The 17,871-nt window shown below is 40.4% G+C and carries 19 protein-coding genes, 1 pseudogene and 1 other annotated feature; of the genes and pseudogenes, 10 read left to right on the top strand and 10 right to left on the bottom strand.

The features are described 5' to 3' along the window. Positions 1-6: 6 nt before the first annotated feature. Complete coding sequence (locus M3206_RS15270) at positions 7-1,206, bottom strand: acetyl-CoA C-acetyltransferase (RefSeq protein WP_251313395.1); 1,200 nt, start codon at positions 1,204-1,206, stop codon at positions 7-9. A gap of 145 nt (positions 1,207-1,351) precedes the next feature. Between M3206_RS15270 and M3206_RS15265 the strand changes: the two genes are divergently transcribed. Then, a complete protein-coding gene (locus tag M3206_RS15265) occupies positions 1,352-2,257 on the top strand; it encodes a hydroxymethylglutaryl-CoA lyase (protein WP_251313394.1) in 906 nt (301 codons plus the stop codon). A 26-nt stretch (positions 2,258-2,283) separates the two neighbouring features. On the opposite strand, the gene M3206_RS15260 is transcribed toward M3206_RS15265, so the two are convergent. The 3 genes and pseudogenes from M3206_RS15260 to M3206_RS15250 all read right to left on the bottom strand — a co-directional run bounded on the left by M3206_RS15260 (position 2,284) and on the right by M3206_RS15250 (position 3,072). Then, positions 2,284-2,622: an iron-sulfur cluster biosynthesis family protein gene (locus M3206_RS15260; protein WP_251313393.1), complete on the bottom strand. Its 339-nt coding sequence runs from the start codon at positions 2,620-2,622 to the stop codon at positions 2,284-2,286. Positions 2,623-2,625: 3 nt separating this feature from the next. Next, positions 2,626-2,745: pseudogene (locus M3206_RS15255) on the bottom strand (PadR family transcriptional regulator); the annotation flags it as partial. Between the two features lie 30 nt (positions 2,746-2,775). Then, on the bottom strand, positions 2,776-3,072 hold the full coding sequence (locus tag M3206_RS15250) for a PadR family transcriptional regulator (RefSeq protein WP_349774021.1): 297 nt from the start codon (positions 3,070-3,072) through the stop codon (positions 2,776-2,778). 220 nt (positions 3,073-3,292) lie between these two features. Between M3206_RS15250 and M3206_RS15245 the strand changes: the two genes are divergently transcribed. Both M3206_RS15245 and M3206_RS15240 read left to right on the top strand, forming a co-directional pair. Further along, positions 3,293-6,433 (top strand): efflux RND transporter permease subunit, encoded by a 3,141-nt coding sequence (locus M3206_RS15245; RefSeq protein WP_251313391.1) that lies wholly within the window; start codon positions 3,293-3,295, stop codon positions 6,431-6,433. Between the two features lie 188 nt (positions 6,434-6,621). Then, positions 6,622-6,882, top strand: coding sequence for an HPr family phosphocarrier protein (locus M3206_RS15240; RefSeq protein ID WP_251313390.1), 261 nt, complete (start codon positions 6,622-6,624; stop codon positions 6,880-6,882). Between the two features lie 10 nt (positions 6,883-6,892). Here M3206_RS15240 and M3206_RS15235 read toward each other — a convergent pair whose 3' ends face one another. Continuing rightward, entirely contained in the window at positions 6,893-7,546 is a 654-nt protein-coding gene (locus M3206_RS15235) for a TVP38/TMEM64 family protein (RefSeq protein ID WP_251313389.1), read from the bottom strand. A 91-nt stretch (positions 7,547-7,637) separates the two neighbouring features. Between M3206_RS15235 and M3206_RS15230 the strand changes: the two genes are divergently transcribed. Next, the gene (locus M3206_RS15230) at positions 7,638-7,886 is read left to right on the top strand and encodes an HPr family phosphocarrier protein (protein WP_251313388.1); all 249 of its coding nucleotides are present in this window, start codon (positions 7,638-7,640) and stop codon (positions 7,884-7,886) included. A gap of 82 nt (positions 7,887-7,968) precedes the next feature. Here the strand turns inward: M3206_RS15230 and M3206_RS15225 are convergent, their stop codons facing one another. Beyond that, the gene (locus tag M3206_RS15225) at positions 7,969-9,339 is read right to left on the bottom strand and encodes an N-acetylmuramoyl-L-alanine amidase (RefSeq protein WP_251313387.1); all 1,371 of its coding nucleotides are present in this window, start codon (positions 9,337-9,339) and stop codon (positions 7,969-7,971) included. A gap of 135 nt (positions 9,340-9,474) precedes the next feature. On the opposite strand from M3206_RS15225, the gene M3206_RS15220 reads away from it, so the two are divergent. After that, positions 9,475-10,209: a ZIP family metal transporter gene (locus M3206_RS15220; protein WP_251313386.1), complete on the top strand. Its 735-nt coding sequence runs from the start codon at positions 9,475-9,477 to the stop codon at positions 10,207-10,209. A 38-nt stretch (positions 10,210-10,247) separates the two neighbouring features. On the opposite strand, the gene M3206_RS15215 is transcribed toward M3206_RS15220, so the two are convergent. Then, positions 10,248-10,580: a YolD-like family protein gene (locus M3206_RS15215; protein WP_251313385.1), complete on the bottom strand. Its 333-nt coding sequence runs from the start codon at positions 10,578-10,580 to the stop codon at positions 10,248-10,250. 13 nt (positions 10,581-10,593) lie between these two features. Beyond that, complete coding sequence (locus M3206_RS15210) at positions 10,594-11,850, bottom strand: DNA polymerase thumb domain-containing protein (protein ID WP_251313384.1); 1,257 nt, start codon at positions 11,848-11,850, stop codon at positions 10,594-10,596. Positions 11,851-12,014: 164 nt separating this feature from the next. Between M3206_RS15210 and M3206_RS15205 the strand changes: the two genes are divergently transcribed. Beyond that, positions 12,015-12,215 (top strand): YqzH family protein, encoded by a 201-nt coding sequence (locus M3206_RS15205; protein WP_251313383.1) that lies wholly within the window; start codon positions 12,015-12,017, stop codon positions 12,213-12,215. 64 nt (positions 12,216-12,279) lie between these two features. Here M3206_RS15205 and M3206_RS15200 read toward each other — a convergent pair whose 3' ends face one another. Next, positions 12,280-13,071: an SDR family NAD(P)-dependent oxidoreductase gene (locus tag M3206_RS15200; RefSeq protein WP_251313382.1), complete on the bottom strand. Its 792-nt coding sequence runs from the start codon at positions 13,069-13,071 to the stop codon at positions 12,280-12,282. Further along, positions 13,068-14,045 carry an MBL fold metallo-hydrolase gene (locus tag M3206_RS15195; protein ID WP_251313381.1) on the bottom strand — a complete coding sequence of 326 codons (978 nt, stop codon included), beginning with the start codon at positions 14,043-14,045 and terminating at the stop codon, positions 13,068-13,070. Before M3206_RS15195 ends, M3206_RS15200 begins: the two co-directional genes overlap by 4 nt. 84 nt (positions 14,046-14,129) lie before the next feature. Next, positions 14,130-14,340, top strand: a binding site (T-box leader). A gap of 91 nt (positions 14,341-14,431) precedes the next feature. Here M3206_RS15195 and proC point away from each other — a divergent pair. The 4 genes from proC (at position 14,432) to namA (ending at position 17,710) form a co-directional block, all read left to right on the top strand. Then, a complete protein-coding gene (gene proC / locus M3206_RS15190; protein ID WP_251313443.1) occupies positions 14,432-15,211 on the top strand; it encodes a pyrroline-5-carboxylate reductase in 780 nt (259 codons plus the stop codon). Positions 15,212-15,582: 371 nt separating this feature from the next. Beyond that, positions 15,583-15,762: a hypothetical protein gene (locus tag M3206_RS15185; protein WP_251313380.1), complete on the top strand. Its 180-nt coding sequence runs from the start codon at positions 15,583-15,585 to the stop codon at positions 15,760-15,762. A gap of 107 nt (positions 15,763-15,869) precedes the next feature. After that, entirely contained in the window at positions 15,870-16,634 is a 765-nt protein-coding gene (locus tag M3206_RS15180) for a glycerophosphodiester phosphodiesterase (RefSeq protein ID WP_251313379.1), read from the top strand. Between the two features lie 59 nt (positions 16,635-16,693). Beyond that, positions 16,694-17,710 (top strand): NADPH dehydrogenase NamA, encoded by a 1,017-nt coding sequence (gene namA, locus M3206_RS15175; RefSeq protein WP_251313442.1) that lies wholly within the window; start codon positions 16,694-16,696, stop codon positions 17,708-17,710. Positions 17,711-17,871: the final 161 nt, after the last annotated feature.

Here is a 17,871-nt window from a genome sequence, read left to right as displayed (position 1 = left end):
AAACTTTTAATTTTCTTCATTCTCAAAAATAGAGGCTACTCCCTGCCCTCCACCGATACAGAGTGTTGCTAAACCGCTTTTAGACTTTCTTCTCTTCATCTCATGAAGCAAGGTAACAACAATTCTCGCTCCACTTGCTCCGATTGGATGGCCGAGGGCAATCGCTCCGCCATTCACGTTTAGTTTCTCTTTATCAAAACCAAGATCTTTGCCTACAGCAAGTGACTGACTCGCAAAAGCTTCGTTTGCCTCAACAAGATCAATATCATTCATATTCATGTTTGTTTTCTTCAGTACTTTTTGCACAGCTTCTACCGGCCCGATGCCCATTATTTCTGGGGCTACACCTGCACTAGCGTTCGCTTTCACAACGGCAAGCGGTTTTAACCCGAGTTCTTCTGCCTTTTTCCTGCTCATTACGACAAGTGCAGCTGCACCATCATTAATGCCGGAAGCGTTCCCTGCTGTTACCATTCCGTCTTTCTTAAAAGCAGGTCTTAATTTCGCCAGCTTCTCTGCCGTAGATCCTGCTTTCGGATATTCATCCTTATCTATGACCAATGGATCTCCTTTTCTTTGAGGGATCTCCACTGCTGTTATTTCATCATCAAACTTCCCTTGTTCCTGCGCTTCAGCACATTTCCTTTGGCTTTCAGCGGCAAATTCATCAAGTTCCTCACGAGAAAGCGAATGCGTTTCACATAGGTTTTCAGCTGTAATACCCATGTGGTAGTCACCGAACGCGCACCATAAACCGTCATGAATCATAGAGTCGACCATAGGAGCATTACCCATACGCAGTCCATCTCTAGCTCCCGGCAACAAATAAGGAGCCTGACTCATATTTTCCATACCTCCGCAGACAATAACGTCTGCTTCATCCAGCCAAATGGCCTGACAAGCGAGGTGAAGCGCTTTCAATCCTGACCCGCATACTTTGTTGATCGTCATACTCGATACACCGATTGGTAATCCTGCTTTAATCGCTGCTTGACGAGCAGGATTTTGTCCCAATCCCGCTTGCAGAACATTGCCCATAATGACTTCATCTACTGCATCATGCGGTATACCTGCTTTTTTTAAAGAGTCTTTGATTGCAATTGCTCCTAATTCTGTCGCTGCAACGGATTTTAAACTTCCCATGAAACTTCCGATCGGTGTTCTGACAGCGCTTACAACGACTGCTTCTCTCTCTCTTGAAACCATGTGTAGTATCCTCCTCTTTAATACGAAAAAATTTCTGAAAATTCCTTTATATCATAACATAACCTTTCAAAAGTGTTGCAACCTGAGATTTTTTACAGTTAAAATAAGAAAAAGAAAACGGTTTCAAGGAGGAATTTATTAAAAGATGGAACTACCCGAGAGAGTCACTCTGATCGAAGTCGGCCCGCGGGACGGACTTCAGAACGAAAAAAACTTTATAACTACTAAAGATAAAATTCATTTCATATCCCTTTTAAAAAATGCTGGTTTTCAAGAGATGGAGCTCACCTCTTTTGTTTCACCGAAGTGGGTCCCTCAGATGCAGGATGCTGGGACAATTATTGAAGACTGTATGGATGACTTACGTAATTTTGTTTTAGCTCCAAATAAAAAAGGAATCGATTTGGCAGTCGACGCCGGAGTGAAACACATTGCTGTTTTTGTTGGTGTCAGTGATACTTTTAACCAAAAAAATATCAATAAGACGACTGATGAAAGCATGAACGAATTAAGACCACAGATTGATGACCTGAAACGAAAAGGGTATTTTGTAAGAGCTTGTATCTCTACAAGCTTTTATTGTCCGTTTGAAGGAAAAATAGATGAGTATGCTGTTTTAAAGATATGCCAGGATTTTGAGGAAATGGGTGTTGATGAACTCAGCGTGGCAGATACGATTGGAATGGCCAATCCCATTGAAAGTTTTGAACTGTTTTCTTTACTAAAGCACCACCTGCGCTCTACTACCCTATTAACCGGACATTTTCACGATACTCGCGGTATGGCCCTTGCAAATATCTTTGCGAGTATGCAAGCGGGTATAGATCGATTTGATACATCAGCTGGAGGACTTGGAGGCTGTCCTTTTGCTCCAGGAGCTTCAGGAAACGTTGCTTCCGAAGATGTCGTCTACATGCTGTCCCAAATGGAAATCTCTACGGGTATACAGCTTGATAAACTCTTAGAAGCCTCTGCATTTATTTCACTGCTCCTTTCAAAACCCGTATCAAGCAAACAATTCGGTCTACAGCAAAATGCCGTTCAGAAATAATCACTAAAAAGAAAAACACGGGCTTATTAGCTGCCCGTGTTTTGCTCGGTTTTATCGTAATATTTCATTGCAGGGTTTAAGATTTCTCCAGGACTCTTTAAAGAAAAATGATTACCGGCCGGTGCATCGATCGTCATTTTTTCGTCAAAGAAAACCTCCGTGTTGTAATCTAAATAAAGATCTGGTCCGTTGGTATAGATTTGTGTATCATTATCTTCCGGTTGATCAATCAGCCAGAGTGCTGAAACACCACTTACTATACATCCGCAACCTTCTGTATCATGCTTCAATTTTAGAAATCCCTTTTTACCCTTTATTTTGTTTTGCAGCCTTTCCAACGCTGCATCAGTAAACTCGATTTTCATAAATTAAGACTCACCTTTCTTTTTTAAAACATCTATCGCCCAATCACACCAGGACAGCCAGCTCTCCATGTAACGGATCCCAAGTTCACTTGTTAAATATTCTCCAAGTTCTTTTTCCTTATAAGTACCATTGGGAAAATGTTCATCTGGTCATCAAGAGTCCCCTCTAGTGGTGTTCCTTGCTTTTTCAAGAAAGGCAATCGCCTGTCCTACCGGGATAAAATGAAACATAGAGACTCTTAAGAGCAGAGCGTCCTTCAGTTTAGGAACGTTTACAGACTTGTTCAGCATCCATTCGAGCAGGAGTTCAAAGCCTTTGTCGGTTATCTTATATATTTTTTTATCTGGATAATCCGTTTGTTGAATAATTTTTGATTCCACCAGCTTTTCTTCTTCCATCTTAAGAAGTTCACGGTAAATCTGGGTATGATGGGCTGTGCAAGTATGGATAATTGTTTCTTTAAATTACTGTTTAAGCTCATAACCTGTCGCTTCATTCTTTGCTAATAAACCTAACAGCGCGTAACGTAACGCCATTTGTTATCCTTCTTTCTCATGAATTGAATTGTAACATACATTTCATATAATAAACTTGATATAAAACTGATACATTTATTATATTATATTTATACATATGTGACATATTAATCTAAACGTGGGAGAGGAACCTATGAACTGGCTAACAAAGTTTAGTTTGAAGAACCCGGTAGCAATATTTATCTTTTCGTTTTTATTAATCGTGAGCGGTGTTCTTTCGTTCACAAATTTAAAAGTTGATCTGCTTCCTAATGTAGAGTTTCCTCAGTTAACGATCCAGACGGTATACCCTGGAGCTTCGCCTGAGGATGTAAATAAGCAAGTTACGGACAAGCTTGAAACGCAGTTAAAACAAGTTGAAGATGTTAAGTCTGTAAAAAGCTCTTCACTTGAGAGTGTTTCGATCATCAGTATGGATTTTCCTTTTTCCGCAAACATGGATGAGATTGAAGAACAAGTAAATTCCATTGTTTCCGAAACGGTTCTTCCAGACTCTGTTGAGACAGATGTAAGCCGCTTTTCATTCGGTACCATTCCGATCTATAACATCTCCTTGTTCCCAGAAAAGGAAGGCGAAGATATTCAAGCCTTTGTTAACAGCGAACTCGTACCTGAACTAAAGAAAATTCAGGGTATTAATAACGTATCTGTCGGCGGTGTAAAAGAGACCTTCGTCTCCATCACACTCAATCGTGAAAAAGCAAACCAAGCTGGTGTTACTCTTAACGCTGTCAAAGACGCCATTGATAGCCGAAACCTCTCATTCCCAGCAGGAACCGTGACAGACGATTCTAGTACAGTCCCCGTCCGTGTAGAAGAAGCGGTGGATACGATTACAGAATTAAAGGAAATTACGATATCTGGCGCAGCAAGAGCTCCATCAGCACCCCCAGGTGGCTCACAAGCACCTAAAGAAGGCGGCGGACCCCCTGCTGCCGGAGGTGAAGGAGCACCTATGCAAGCTCAAACACCTGCAGCACCAATGAAACTTGGAGATTTTGCTGAGATCAAAGAGACAGAAGATGTAAATGAGATTACACGCTACAACCAAAAATCTTCTCTTTCTATGGCAGTTACTAAAAAACAAGATGCCAATACGGTTGAAGTAGCAGAAAAAGTTATTGAAGTTCTGAATAAAGAAAAATATGACGATAAGTTAAATTATGCAATAGGTTTCGGACAGGCAGAGGGCATTAAAGATTCTGTAAATACGTTAGTTAAAGAAGGACTTTTCGGTGCCATTTTTGCGTCACTTGCTGTGCTTATCTTCTTAAGAAACTTCCGTGCAACCATTATTGCAATTATATCTATTCCGCTTTCCTTGCTAGTATCAGCCGTTTTTCTAGACCGTCTTGATATTACACTTAACATTATGACACTTGGCGGAATGGCAGTTGCTGTCGGACGTGTAGTAGATGATAGTATCGTAGTTATCGAAAATATATTTAGACGAATCAGGAAAGCCGATGGTGCATATGACCGTGATGCATTAATTATTGATTCTACGCGTGAAATTTTAAAAGCGATCGTGTCCTCGACCATTACAACCGTAGTCGTTTTCTTACCGCTCGGACTCGTCGGCGGTATAACGGGAGAATTTTTCCTTCCATTTGCTTTAACCGTTGTTTTCGCTTTGTTGGCGTCATTAATCGTAGCCGTTACAATCGTTCCTATTCTTGCAAAATATGCATTTAAAAAGGTAAAACCAGAAAAAAATGATGGTCCTTTGCAGCGTGGCTATGAAAAATTGATTAGAGCTTCACTGAACCATAAGATCATCGTTCTCGTTACATCCTTTGTCTTACTCGGCGGTTCATTCTTCCTTGCAACCAAACTCGGCATGGTGTTCCTTCCAAACGAAGAGCAGAAAACATTAACCGTCAATGTAGAACTTCCAGCAAGTACGAATGTTTCTAAAACGAATGAAATTTCACTCGAAGTAGAGGAATATTTAGCGGGACGGGATACAATCAAAGATGTTACAGCAGGTGTCGGTTCTCGTGATTTCCAAACTGGCCTAAAACGTCAGAACGTAGCCAACTATTTTATTAATCTTAAAAAAGAAGCAAATCTTGAAAAAGAATTGAAAGAATTAGAAGCTGGAATAAAAGAGATTACAGATGAAAAAGCAAAAGGAACCAAACTTAGCGTTCAAGAAGTTTCAAGTGGAGGACCGCCTTCTAATAATGAAGTGAACATCGATCTTTATTCAAATAATCTAGACGACCTTCAAAAGGCAGCAGCTGAAGTTGAAGAATATATGAAGACCCTTGATTCTATCAAATACGTATCAAATAATTTTAGGGACACACAGAAGCAATGGGCTGTTGATATCGATACAGAAAAAGCAGCTGATAAAGGTGTCTCAGGATTCGCTGTTCTTGGTGCAGTCTCTGATGTTACGAAGCCAGTTGAAGTCGGGGAATTGACTCTTGATGGTGATGAAAAGAACGTAAGAGTTGAGTATGATGAAGAAGTAAAATCTCTGGATGAAATTAAAAACCTTACCGTCTTTGGATCATCTGGCCCTGTAAAGATTTCTGATGTTGCAGAGGTATCTGAAAAAGAAACGGTAACTGCTATCCAAAAACTTGATGGTAAAGTCTATGCGCAAGTCTCTGCACAAGTAAAAGGAGACAATGTTCAAAAAGTTACACAAGATGTTATTAAAGGTGTAGAAGATAATGTTGATCTGCCATCCTCTGTATCAACTGAGGGTGGGGGCGGAAGCGAAGAAACAATGGATACGTTTAAAGATCTCGGTCTGGCCATGCTGGTTGCGATCGGCCTCGTATACTTGACGATGCTGATTACATTTGGCCGTGCACGTATACCGTTTATTATCCTTTCTTCTCTATTATTTGTTCCTATCGGGGCAATCGGTGGATTGTTCTTAATCAATGAACCACTATCTGTAAGTGCGATGATCGGAATATTGATGCTGATCGGTATCGTAACAACAAACGCGATCGTATTAGTAGATCGTATTGGACAAAACAGAGAAATCAAGGGCATGCCAGTGCGCGAAGCACTTCTGGAAGCAGGAAAAACACGTCTAAGACCAATCTTAATGACGGCATTTGCTACCATTGCAGCCCTTATACCGCTCGCATTGACTACTTCTTCTGGAACTTTGATTTCAAAAGGACTGGCGATTGTCGTTATCGGAGGACTCACTACTTCCACTCTGCTAACATTAATCATTGTCCCAGTGCTTTACGAATTGTTCTTTAGAAGACAGGCCAAACGTGAAAAAGAAAAAACTTCTGCATAAAGAGAAAAGAGTATCGTCTCCCTTAAAAGGAGATGGTACTCTTTTTTAGCAAAGTTCCAAGGATAAAAATTAAACTTTTAGTCAAAAAGTCTTAGGTTCATATAAAGTTTAGGACTATATACCCTGTTTCGCCTTTTGAAATAGTGGGAAATATATCAGCAATCAACAACCACAGGAGGGCTATAAACATGAAACAGATTTGTTCAAAAAAAGTTAAAGTTACAGCAAAATATACCGTAGAAAAAGCTCTTGAAATTATGCAAACCGCTAAATCTATTAATAGTCAGCTTTTTTTGTCTAAAAACGGCCATACCGTTCACGCATCAGGACTTTCCCAGCTCGTGTCATTTTTCCTTACTTTAAAAGAAGGCGATTCTTTTCTGTATATCGTTGAAGGAGCAGATGCTGAATCAGCTATGAATACCATCACTAAAGACACAGCATATTAATCCATTCAATTTATAATCCAACTCTTGTCTTCATCCTCTTTTTAAAAACCAATGGTAATCCTACAATCACAAAAAGCAAGGTTGTTCCGATCCAGATGACTTCCTTGCTTTGAGCTGTCATAGAAGTCCCCAGATAGGTATAAGCGATCGTTCCCGGAATTATTCCAATTGCTGTCGCAATCGCATAATCTTTAAATTTCACTTTCGTAATCGCCGTTAGATAGCTTACAAGATCAAAGTTCAATATAGGAAGCAGCCTCAGCAGCAATACATAACGAAACCCTTCTCTCTCAATATTGCTGCGTATTTTATTATACCTTTCATTTTTCCATTGCTTATATTTCTTAAATTGTCCAAACCGATTAACCGCATAATAAGTGATCAGCCCACCTCCTAGCGACCCGAGATACGTATACAAACAACCCCAGTAAAAACCAAAAGAAAGGCCACTTGTTATGGCGAATATCGAGGACGGAAATAAAACTAAAGGCCTGAAGGTATAGAGCAAGATAAAAAGGAACGGTGCCAATAACCCCCATTGCATGATCCAATTTCTAAATTCTTGAGGACTAAACCCTTTATAGTTTCGTTGCAGCCACACGATCAATAAGACTAAAATAACCCCACTAAAGATGATGAGCATCCATTTTTTAGTGATTTTCATAATTCCTCCATAAAAAATCTCATTTAATAAGCATTTTTCCTTCTTCTGCACATATCCATACATATGTGTGATTGGCAAAGGAGGTTTTATTATGATTGTAAAAGCAACTGCACCCATTTTTGCAGACCGGGCTGCAAAACTTGTGGAACTTACAGGCAGTTTTCAAGAAAAGGTTTATATCAAAAAAGGAGACCGTACAGCTGATGGAAAGAGTTTCTTAGGTATTATTGCACTCTCTATCTATCCAGATGAACCGATTGAAATCATCTGTGATCCTCCAAGTACTCACCTGAAAGAGAAGATTCTCTCTTCAGGGCTTTTTGCTTCTTATAACGCGTAAGACTTTTATTCATTAATCCTTTCACTTCCCTATTTTGTTGAATACTTTCTTTCACAAACAAAAAAGCCGGAAATTATCCGGCTTAAATTTCTTTTAATTGCTTGTCTATCTGATTTATCCTTTGTTCTATAGTCCCTTTTGCATCATTAAGCATTGATTTATAGATTCCAAGAATCATATTGCTGTAATTTGTACCCGGAACTGCCCACTTTCCATTTAATTGATTCCATGTCTTTGCACTACCTCTTTGAACGAGATTGAACCTCGGATCAACCAAAGGGTATTCTTTCGGTAAAGCCTCTGTGGAGCTATATGCATAGAGATGTTGGATATGAGCCAACACACCTACTTCTGGTGTTTTAAACGTTGCTGCTTCTTCTTTTCCAGTTGCACCGATTCCTGCAAAATTATTTTGAGAAGCTTTTACACTTCCCTGAAAACGAAAATATCCCGTTTCATGAACAGCTTGTGCATATGCAACATCTCCTCTGATGCCGTATACTTGCCCAATCTGAACATATAGTGCAGCTAATCGCGGTGCATTCGGATTTATTTTACTAACAAATCTCTCTAGTTCATCAGCTAAAAGCAATGTTGGTCCTTGTATGGTTAGACCTGATGGAGGTATTGGCTTAGGTGGTTCAGGAACAGATCCTCCTTCAGCTTTTACCATGACATAGGCATCCTTAATCCCTAAAGCGCGTATTTTCACAATGTGAGTTTCAGCATTTTCTCTTTTTTGAAAAGCACCTGCTTGTACTCTGTAATATTTTTTGTTGTTTATTACTACTTCATCAATAAACGCTGAAATCTTCTTGTCTGCTAAGAACTGAACTCTTGCCTCCGCATTTTTCCTTTGTTCAAAGGCTCCAGCTATCGCGATAAAAAGATTCTTCGGTTCCTGCTGTTTTTGTTTTAATGACAGACCCTCAGCAACCCCTGTTGCAATTGCAGCAGACACTTCATTTTGAAAATCTGTTCTGTTTAATAGAGCAAGGTTCGCGACGTTATCGATAAACAATACTTCTAAAAGTACCGCTGGCATCTTTGTTTCTCTTAGAACATGAAAATTCGCCTGCTTCTTTCCTCTGTCTCTAGCTCCGTATTTTCTCATCACTTCTGCTGTCCGAGCATGTATGGTGTTTTGCATCTTTTTGGTTTCAGCTCCAACGTTCGGATATACATAGCTTTCGAAACCTTCACCGCCGCCGCTGTTTTGATGAATCGATAGAAAGAAATCTGCCTTTTGGTTGTTAGCAAAATCTGTTCTTTCTTTTAACGAAACCGTTGTATCTGAGCTGCGGGTCATCAATACCTTCACTTCATAGTTGTTCTGCAGATATGCTTGAATTTTTTTGGCGATTGCTAGATTATATGTCTTTTCAAAACTACCCTGATTTACCGCGCCAGGATCGTTCCCTCCATGACCCGGATCAATAATAACGACCTTCAAAGTGTCACCTTCTTTTAAATCCATTTAAAACGCTATAATTGCGCTTACTTCTATTAAAAATGAAAAAAAGGTATACTAAAAGAGCCATATGACTATTTTCATTAAAAATGGATGTTTGACTAAGGTGGGTACTGAATGGAAGCTGCTTTATTTGGAAGTGTTCTATCTGCATTAGCAACCGGATTAGGCGCATTACCTGTTCTTTTCTGGTCTGAGGTGACACACCGGTTCCGTGATATACTGCTCGCACTTACAGCAGGTATTATGGTCGCTGCCTCAACGTTTAGTTTAATACCTCAAGCACTCGAACTATCAAACTTAATAGTGCTTACAATCGGTATCACTCTTGGTACATTGACACTTTTGATCTTAGAAAGATTCGTCCCGCATGTAGACTTAGATCATACGAGAATCCTAAAAGGTATTGATGCGAAAGCAACGTTAGTTATCGCTGCTATTACACTTCATAACCTTCCTGAAGGACTATCGGTAGGTGTAAGCTACGCAAGTGAAAATACAGGGCTTGGAGGATTGATCGCATTTGCGATCGGTTTACAGAATGCTCCTGAAGGACTGCTGGTTGCACTCTTTTTAATTCATCAAAAAATGAATAGGCTTAAAGCATTTTTCATCGCTACATTAACGGGAGCTGTTGAGATCGTTACGGCTATGATCGGCTATGTTTTAACGTCCTACGTTGAAAACCTGGTGCCTTATGGTCTGTCTTTTGCTGCTGGGGCAATGTTGTTTATTGTTTATAAAGAGCTGATTCCGGAAAGCCATGGTGACGGGCATGCTCGCTCAGCAACATTATCATTCATAGCAGGGCTTTTAATCATGATTTATTTAATACAGATTTTTGGCGGCTAATGCATGGAAGCTGACTCAGAATTTTGAGTCAGCTTCTTTCAATAGGTGTATTCGATATCCACGATGTCAATTATTTTTAGAAAGTGCGTCACATTCACTCTATCCATCACGCGCAGCTCTTTTTTTATTTCGTCCACATAATGAACATGGCCGATGAGCTCAGCTATCTTTCCTTTTTGATAATACTTGAATCTTAATTCCCGGTTCTCCTCCATCGCGACACAAATGATTTCATTAAATTCTTCATATCTTTGTTCATCAAGCTCTGGTTTTCTGTCATAATCTAAACCACTCTGATGTTCTCTTAACATTTTTACGTGTTCGGGAAGCATCATAGCCGTCCATTTTATTGTTCCTCTGTCACGAATCACCTTTTCTCACTCCTTATGCTTTATGTCCACCTAATAGACGGCTTCTGTACAGAGCTGTTCCTCCTTTTGTATAAGAAACAGCCCGCAAGAGAGAATTCGAACCATATTTTTGCCTGATCTCGTCCATGACATAGCCGATTTTTCTTTTTTTCGGATGATCTAAAGAAAAGAGAGTGAGCTGTGTTTCTGTATCCTCGCAAACGTTTGATAAAGCAATCGATATTTTCCGTACCGTCTGCCCCTGATAAAAAGTGTGAAACAATTCCAGGCACACTTGATAAAGCTCCATCGTAATATTAGATGGCTGGTCGATCGTCTTAGAGCGATGAAAACCTCCGCCCCCTTCATCTTTGCTGTACCCTATTCCAAAGCTAATCGTCCTTCCAGCTTTCCCTGCTCCTCTTGCTCGTCTTGCCACCTCTTCACACATCTCTAAAATGACATGTTTGATCTCGGTAATATCTGTATAGTCTCTGAGCAGGATTTGGCTTTTTCCATAGCTGATCTGTCCCTGCATGATTGGAGCACCGATTTCGGATAAGTCGATTCCCCACGCATGGTAATAAAGCTGATTTCCCATGATCCCAAATTTTTTCTCTAAAAGTTCGAGCGGGTAATGAGCTAGATCCCCCACCGTCATAATCCCCATCCTGTTTAAGGTACGCTCGACTCTTGACCCGATTCCCCACATTTTGCTTAAGGGAGATAAAGGCCAAAGCTTCGCTTCAACATCCTCATACCCCCACTGGGCAACCCCTTTCTTCTTCGCCTCAAGATCTAAGCAAAGCTTTGACATCAGCATGTTCGGTCCAATTCCGATCGCACACGGCAATCCGAACTCCTTCCAGATATCCCGGCGGATTTTTTCAGCTAATTCCTGAGGACTTCCCCATAATCTTTCTGTTCCGTCTACTTGTAGAAAACTTTCATCTACACTGTATGTGTGAAGGGATTCAGGCGGGACATAACGGTGCAGCAACTTTGTAATCTCCATTGATCTCTCAAGAAAAAAGGACATTTGCGCGTTTACTACAATGATGTCTTTATTTTTAGGAATTTCGAACAAACGATTTCCCGTGCGGATGCCGAAATCTGCTTTTAATCGCGGAGAGGCAGCAAGAACAACACTGCCCTGCCGCTCCGTATCTCCTACAACCGCTAAATAACATGTGAGCGGGTTCAAACCTAAGCGAACAGCGGCACAGCTTGCGTAAAAGCTTTTCATATCCATACACAAGATGGTGCGCTCTGGCATATCTTTATAGTTCATTTGTCACAAGCCCCCTATCAAAATACGAACATCCGTTCTTTATATGTATACCCATTTTAACCGAATATATGTTCTTATCACAATGGTAATTTTTTCAGCTTTTTTTGCAGATTGACGATTTGGGCTTCTAAGTCTAGGATTTATAAGGGAAGGCAGGTGCTAAAATGGATCGTTCATTGCTTCGGAAAATGATTTTAGGAGCATTAAAAGATTATTTATGGGAGGAAGAAGATTCTATACTGACCGAGCAAGAATGGAGTCGGCTGGAAATGAAAATAATGAGGAAGATCAAAGAGGAAGATCAAGAAGAAGCGACTTACGCTATCATTCATGATGTGGTTTATGACTACTTTACAAATAAATAACAGGCTCTGCTTATTGTATACAGAACCTGTTGTTTTTTAGTTTACATAATGAAATTATAGTGACCTATTTTTGCCGGAATGATTTTCCCCCGAGTTTTTCCACTAATCTAGGCATCACTTGATAAGCCGTACTGCCAATATTCATCCACCAAGGGAGATTAATCTCCCTTACTGGACGCTCAATAGCCTCTATGATTTTTTGTGAAACATGAGAAGGTTGAAGCATAAACTTTTGAATATTTTTTACATAATTACCCGATTTGTCAGCAAGCGTGAAAAAATCGGTAGCAATCGGACCTGGGTTGACTGTTGTAATGTGAACCCCTTTATGGGCTACTTCAAGGCGCAGCCCGTTAGAGAAGCCAAGAACCGCATGTTTTGTTGCTGCATACACACTTGATTTTGGTGTTGAAATCTTTCCAGCCTGCGAGGCAATATTGATGATGTGCCCGCTCCCTCTTTCGAGCATATGGGGCAAGACGGCTCGAGTACAGGCCATCAAACCTAGCACGTTGGTAGAGAACATTCCCTCAATATTGGCCCAAGGTGCTTCAACAAACTCTTCAAAGACTCCAAACCCAGCATTATTCACTAAAATATGTACGTTCTTTTGATCCATTAATACTTGTTTGAACACTTGCTCAACACTGTCAGGATTTGAAACATCCAATGTATAGAAAGGTGCTTTTATTCCAGTTTCGTTAAAGATTGTTTCCTGAACTACTTTTAACTGGTCTTCCCTTCTTGCGAACAGTACTGGCAATGCCCCCTTCTTTGCAGCATCTAGCGCTATGTGTGCTCCAAGCCCGCCTGAGGCTCCTGTAATTGCAACGACTTTATTTGTTAAGGTACTCATTGAACTGCTCCTGTCTTTCTAAAATAAATGAACCCTTCTTCTACCGCTTTTACAACTCTTCCCTCTTCTTGAAGAAGATCCAGATGGCCTGAAACCTCAGAAACGACTAAACCAAGCTGCTTTTCATAAAGCTTTGGAAAAAGACGGGTACACATGTCAAATACGGTTAACGGCTCATCGGTTAGCATCTTTTCAATCGTATTGGCACGTTCGTTCTGATCCTTCAGCCTTTTGCGTATCAAATCATGTGCATGTTCAAAAGGATCACCATGTCCAGGATACACCGTTTTAAGGTTTAATGTTAATAGATTTTGAAGAGTCTGTCGGTATTGGAGCAGCGTTTTTGGCCGTTCTTTTTCATGTAATGCCGGTGGCTCTAATAATGCATTCGATGAGATATGCGGCAGCAGAACATCTCCGCCAATAAGAATCCCTTCCCTCTCATTGTAAAGGGACAGATGGTCAGGAGCATGTCCCGGCGTTTGTAAAAAAACAAACCCCTCATGTCCCCGCACATTTTCTCCTGGCAGCGGTGTTAGATCTGGCATAAAAGGAGTAAGAAATTCCCGGTATTTTTTCAGTTTCAATAATTCTAATCTTCCTAATGAATCTGGTACACCAAAAGAACGATAAAGATCCATATAGAATGAATCCGTCCAATTCAAAAAAGCACTGTCGCCGCTGACATAAGGAACAGCTTCTTGAAGCATCAGTGTATCGACACCTGCCTCTTGAATTTCTTTTGAAAGACCAGCATGATCAGGATGATAATGGGTACAGATGTATTGATCGAGATCTTTTATGGAGAGTCTGTTTTCTTTTAAAGAAGATTGCAGAACTTCTCTCGCTTCCGCTGTTCTTGGACCAGAATCGATCAAAGTAACTGCATCACCGATAAGGAGGCAGCAATTGACTGGACCGACATCAAATGGTGTAGGCAAGGTTACTGGAATAATAGTTGCAGCTTTCGTCATCATTTCCTCCAAATAATTACTTGTTGACATATCTATAGAAATCATAGCATAATGTTTTTTAAAATATAAAAGATTTGGATAATATAATTTGCGTTGAAAGGGATTAGTAAGTATTCTCCCCCGATAAGAGAGTGGAATCCAAAGGCTGAAAGATTTCACCGGAAAAGGATATACTGAACCTGCCCTTAGAGCATCTGGAGAAATCTGGCGCAGTCCTGCGATACAGGCATTTTGAGCGGGCAAGAACTCTTGCCAATAAAGGTGGTACCACGGATAACTCCCATCCGTCCTTTAAACAGGACATGGGGGTTTTTTTTATATCCAAAAAATTAAGGGAGGGATCTGTCGTGAAAAAAGAAAAAATCACATTTATTGGTGCAGGCGCTATGGCAGAAGCCATCATGGAAGGGTTAATTAAAACAAATAAATGGCATGCAAGTCTTATCACGATTAAAAACCGCAGTAATTCTGACAGGCTGATGGAGCTTCAGACAAAGTACGGTGTAATCCCTGCTCCCACCCTAAAGGATGCCGTATCCAATGCTGAAATAATCATCTTGGCAGTCAAGCCTAAGGACGCTTCCGAAGCTGTTAAAAGCATTGAACCTTTTATTCAAAAAAATCAGCTCATTATTTCGGTAATGGCAGGAGTTTCTACAGAAACCATCACAGAATGGGTGAATAAGGATAATCCTGTACTGCGAGCGATGCCTAATACATCAGCTTCGATCGGATACTCTGCAACCGCTCTTTCTAAAGGGTTATTTGCTGCAGATACTCATGTACAAAAAGCAGTTGAACTTTTTGAAACGATCGGAACTGTTACACTTGTACCAGAAGAGAAACTGCATATCGTAACCGGACTTTCCGGCAGCGGTCCGGCATATATCTATTATGTTGCAGAAGCCATGCAAAAAGCGGCCGAAGAATTAAATCTGTCCCATGAAGAAGCTAAAACGTTAATTTCCCAAACACTTCTCGGCGCTTCACTCATGCTGAAGAATACATCAGAATCTCCAATAGAACTCCGCAAAAAAGTAACAAGTCCCGGGGGTACAACGGAAGCGGGAATAGGAAAGCTGGATCAATATCAGGTACATGATGCTTTCTTAGCATGTATCAAGAAAGCAGTAAGACGTTCTGAAGAATTGGGTAACATGAAATAATTGTAACGATCATTGCTGTAAAACTTTTCGACATTATCTTCATTTTGGACTAAATTTCGACTTCGTATAAAACAAATCAAATATTTTCTTTAGATAGCCGTTTCTGTTTGTTGTTACAGCCAGTCTTCCCTATTATTTTGTATCGACTGGCTCCTGCATGCAGGAGATGCTTATTACCAGGAAGAAGATACGAGAATGCTAGCTAGGCAAGGGAAATCAATTAAGAAGAAGTTTACAGTCCTATCCGTTCCTTCTTTTATTTTGTTCAAAATTCCTGATTTTCCGCGAAAATTGCCGATTAGAAAAAATTGACAAGCCCACTCACTGGCTCTTATCATTTAAGAAGGAGCTAGATTTAGGGAGGGATTTATGTGATAGAAACGGAAATTTCCCAAAGATACCTTGAATTGCGGATTCAGTTTGAAAAGTTTATGAAACGATCTCTGACAGAAAAAGAACTGATTTTTATCCGGTGGCTTACGGAGAAAGGTGCCAACGTGGAAGAACATAATAGAGAAGAACCAAAAAAACGGTTAAAACGCCGAAGATAAACATTCCCCTTCCTGTGACAGGAGGGGTTATTTTATTTCCTTTGCCAATTAATTTCACCTATACTAGCTATAACGAAAATAAAAGTCGAGGGAAGGAGCGTCATACAATGACTTATATCTACGCCCATAGAGGCTCTTGCAAAGATTGTCCAGAGAACACGATGGCAGCATTTAAAAAAGCCTTTGAAGATGGTGCTGATGGCATCGAACTCGATGTGCAGCTCTCAAAAGACGGGATTCCCGTTATTATTCATGATGAAAAACTTGACCGTACGACAAATACAAAAGGCAATGTTGCTAGTTTTACATATGAAGAGCTTACTAACGTTGATGCAGGCAGCTGGTTTTCAAAGAAGTTCAGCAAAGAGCATGTACCCTCACTGCAAATGTTCTTAGAATGGATCGCCCCTCTGCCTATGCTTCTTAATATCGAGTTGAAAAATAATGTAATAGAATACAACGGTCTCGAAGAAAAGACACTAGAACTTTTATATCAATATGGAATGGAGAAACGGACGGTTATTTCTTCGTTTAATCATTACAGCCTGGTAAAAATCAGGAAAATGAATCCGTATATTGAAACGGCACCGCTTTATTCTTCAGGGATATTTGAACCGTGGGAGTATGTAAAAGCTGTATGTTCACAATCCGCACATCCCAACTATAAGTCCTTACACCCATACATTCTGGAAGGATTTAAAAGAAATCATATACAGATACGCCCTTATACGGTAAATAGCCAAAAATGGATGTCCTACTTGTTTGAATGGGACATCGAAGCGATTATAACAGACCATCCGATAACCGCAAGAAAGGTACGGAATGGAGACGGACCACCTCCAAAAGGCAGATTTCTTCAAAAATGGTGGTGATTCGTTTTACAATGAGTAATATGAAAGTTTCTTTTTAGCAGAAAAAGGAGATGTTTATTATCCAACCATTATTATTCGAACCTTATACGATCAAGGGCGTCACGTTAAAAAATCGTATCGTTATGTCGCCTATGTGCATGTATTCTTGTTACGAACAAGACGGTATAGTCACACCATGGCATATGACTCATTATACGTCTAGAGCCGTTGGACAGGCTGGTCTGATCATGACTGAAGCAGCAGCTGTAAGTCCTCAAGGGAGAATCAGTGCAGAGGACCTCGGGATCTGGGATGACAATCAGATTGAAGGATTGTCTGCACTTGTAAAATCCATTCATGAAAATGGATCAAAAGCAGCCATTCAAATCGCGCATGCTGGCCGTAAAGCGATGATCGAGGGACCTATTATCGCTCCTTCACCTATTGCGTTTTCCGATAAGATGAATACGCCAGAGGAAATGACTTTAGAACAGATCGAAGAGACTGTGAATCAATTTAGATCCGCTGCAAAAAGAGCGAAGACTGCAGGCTTTGATATTATTGAGATCCACGGAGCTCATGGATATTTAATTAATGAATTCCTTTCTCCGTTATCGAATAGAAGAACCGATTCTTATGGCGGGAATCAGCAAAAAAGATATCGTTTCCTGCAAGAGATTATCGCGGCGATAAGACTTGAATGGGATGGACCGTTATTTGTAAGAATTTCTGCGAATGATTATCATCCTGAAGGAAACACTCCAGAAGATTATATTACGTACGCTTCTTGGATGAAAGAAGATGGAATCGATTTAATCGACTGCAGCTCAGGCGCAGTTGTTCCCGCCAAAATCAATGTATATCCTGGCTACCAAGTACCTTTTGCCGATAAAATTAGGAACTCTGCGAATATTGCTACGGCGGCTGTTGGATTAATTACTACAGGACGCCAAGCTGAAGAGATCCTGCAAAACCAGAGAGCCGACTTAGTCTTTATCGGTCGTGAGTTTTTACGTGATCCATATTGGCCAAGGGCAGCAGCAGAAGACATCGGATTCGACATCCAGGGTCCAAAACAGTACGAGCGCGCCTGGTAAAGTATAAAAAAACTGGCACTCACACCGTTTTATCTGTGAACTGTATCCCGAATAATGGACACTTATAAAAAGTCCGGTATTCGGGATTTTTTGTGTTCTTAAACAAGAAAACCGTTATAATCAAACCAAACAGGGAGAACGGGGAATCCACAGTGAGTAAA

The organism is Fictibacillus phosphorivorans, from assembly GCF_023715845.1.
GTDB classification, from domain to species: Bacteria; Bacillota; Bacilli; order Bacillales; family Fictibacillaceae; genus Fictibacillus; species Fictibacillus phosphorivorans_D.
The sequence above is the reverse complement of the archived record's forward strand: the minus strand, read 5'-3'. Positions and strand labels throughout refer to the sequence as shown.

Excerpts from the sequence above, each read along its gene's own strand:
- M3206_RS15260 (WP_251313393.1), bottom strand. The coding sequence starts at position 2,622 with ATGAAAATCGAGTTTACTGATGCAGCGTTGGAAAGGCTGCAAAACAAA.
- M3206_RS15200 (WP_251313382.1), bottom strand. The coding sequence starts at position 13,071 with ATGAGTACCTTAACAAATAAAGTCGTTGCAATTACAGGAGCCTCAGGC.
- proC (WP_251313443.1), top strand. The coding sequence starts at position 14,432 with ATGGCAGAAGCCATCATGGAAGGGTTAATTAAAACAAATAAATGGCAT.
- M3206_RS15205 (WP_251313383.1), top strand. The coding sequence starts at position 12,015 with ATGGATCGTTCATTGCTTCGGAAAATGATTTTAGGAGCATTAAAAGAT.
- M3206_RS15195 (WP_251313381.1), bottom strand. The coding sequence starts at position 14,045 with ATGACGAAAGCTGCAACTATTATTCCAGTAACCTTGCCTACACCATTT.
- M3206_RS15245 (WP_251313391.1), top strand. The coding sequence starts at position 3,293 with ATGAACTGGCTAACAAAGTTTAGTTTGAAGAACCCGGTAGCAATATTT.
- M3206_RS15265 (WP_251313394.1), top strand. The coding sequence starts at position 1,352 with ATGGAACTACCCGAGAGAGTCACTCTGATCGAAGTCGGCCCGCGGGAC.
- M3206_RS15240 (WP_251313390.1), top strand. The coding sequence starts at position 6,622 with ATGAAACAGATTTGTTCAAAAAAAGTTAAAGTTACAGCAAAATATACC.
- M3206_RS15210 (WP_251313384.1), bottom strand. The coding sequence starts at position 11,850 with ATGAACTATAAAGATATGCCAGAGCGCACCATCTTGTGTATGGATATG.
- M3206_RS15220 (WP_251313386.1), top strand. The coding sequence starts at position 9,475 with ATGGAAGCTGCTTTATTTGGAAGTGTTCTATCTGCATTAGCAACCGGA.
- M3206_RS15230 (WP_251313388.1), top strand. The coding sequence starts at position 7,638 with ATGATTGTAAAAGCAACTGCACCCATTTTTGCAGACCGGGCTGCAAAA.
- M3206_RS15235 (WP_251313389.1), bottom strand. The coding sequence starts at position 7,546 with ATGAAAATCACTAAAAAATGGATGCTCATCATCTTTAGTGGGGTTATT.
- M3206_RS15270 (WP_251313395.1), bottom strand. The coding sequence starts at position 1,206 with ATGGTTTCAAGAGAGAGAGAAGCAGTCGTTGTAAGCGCTGTCAGAACA.
- M3206_RS15180 (WP_251313379.1), top strand. The coding sequence starts at position 15,870 with ATGACTTATATCTACGCCCATAGAGGCTCTTGCAAAGATTGTCCAGAG.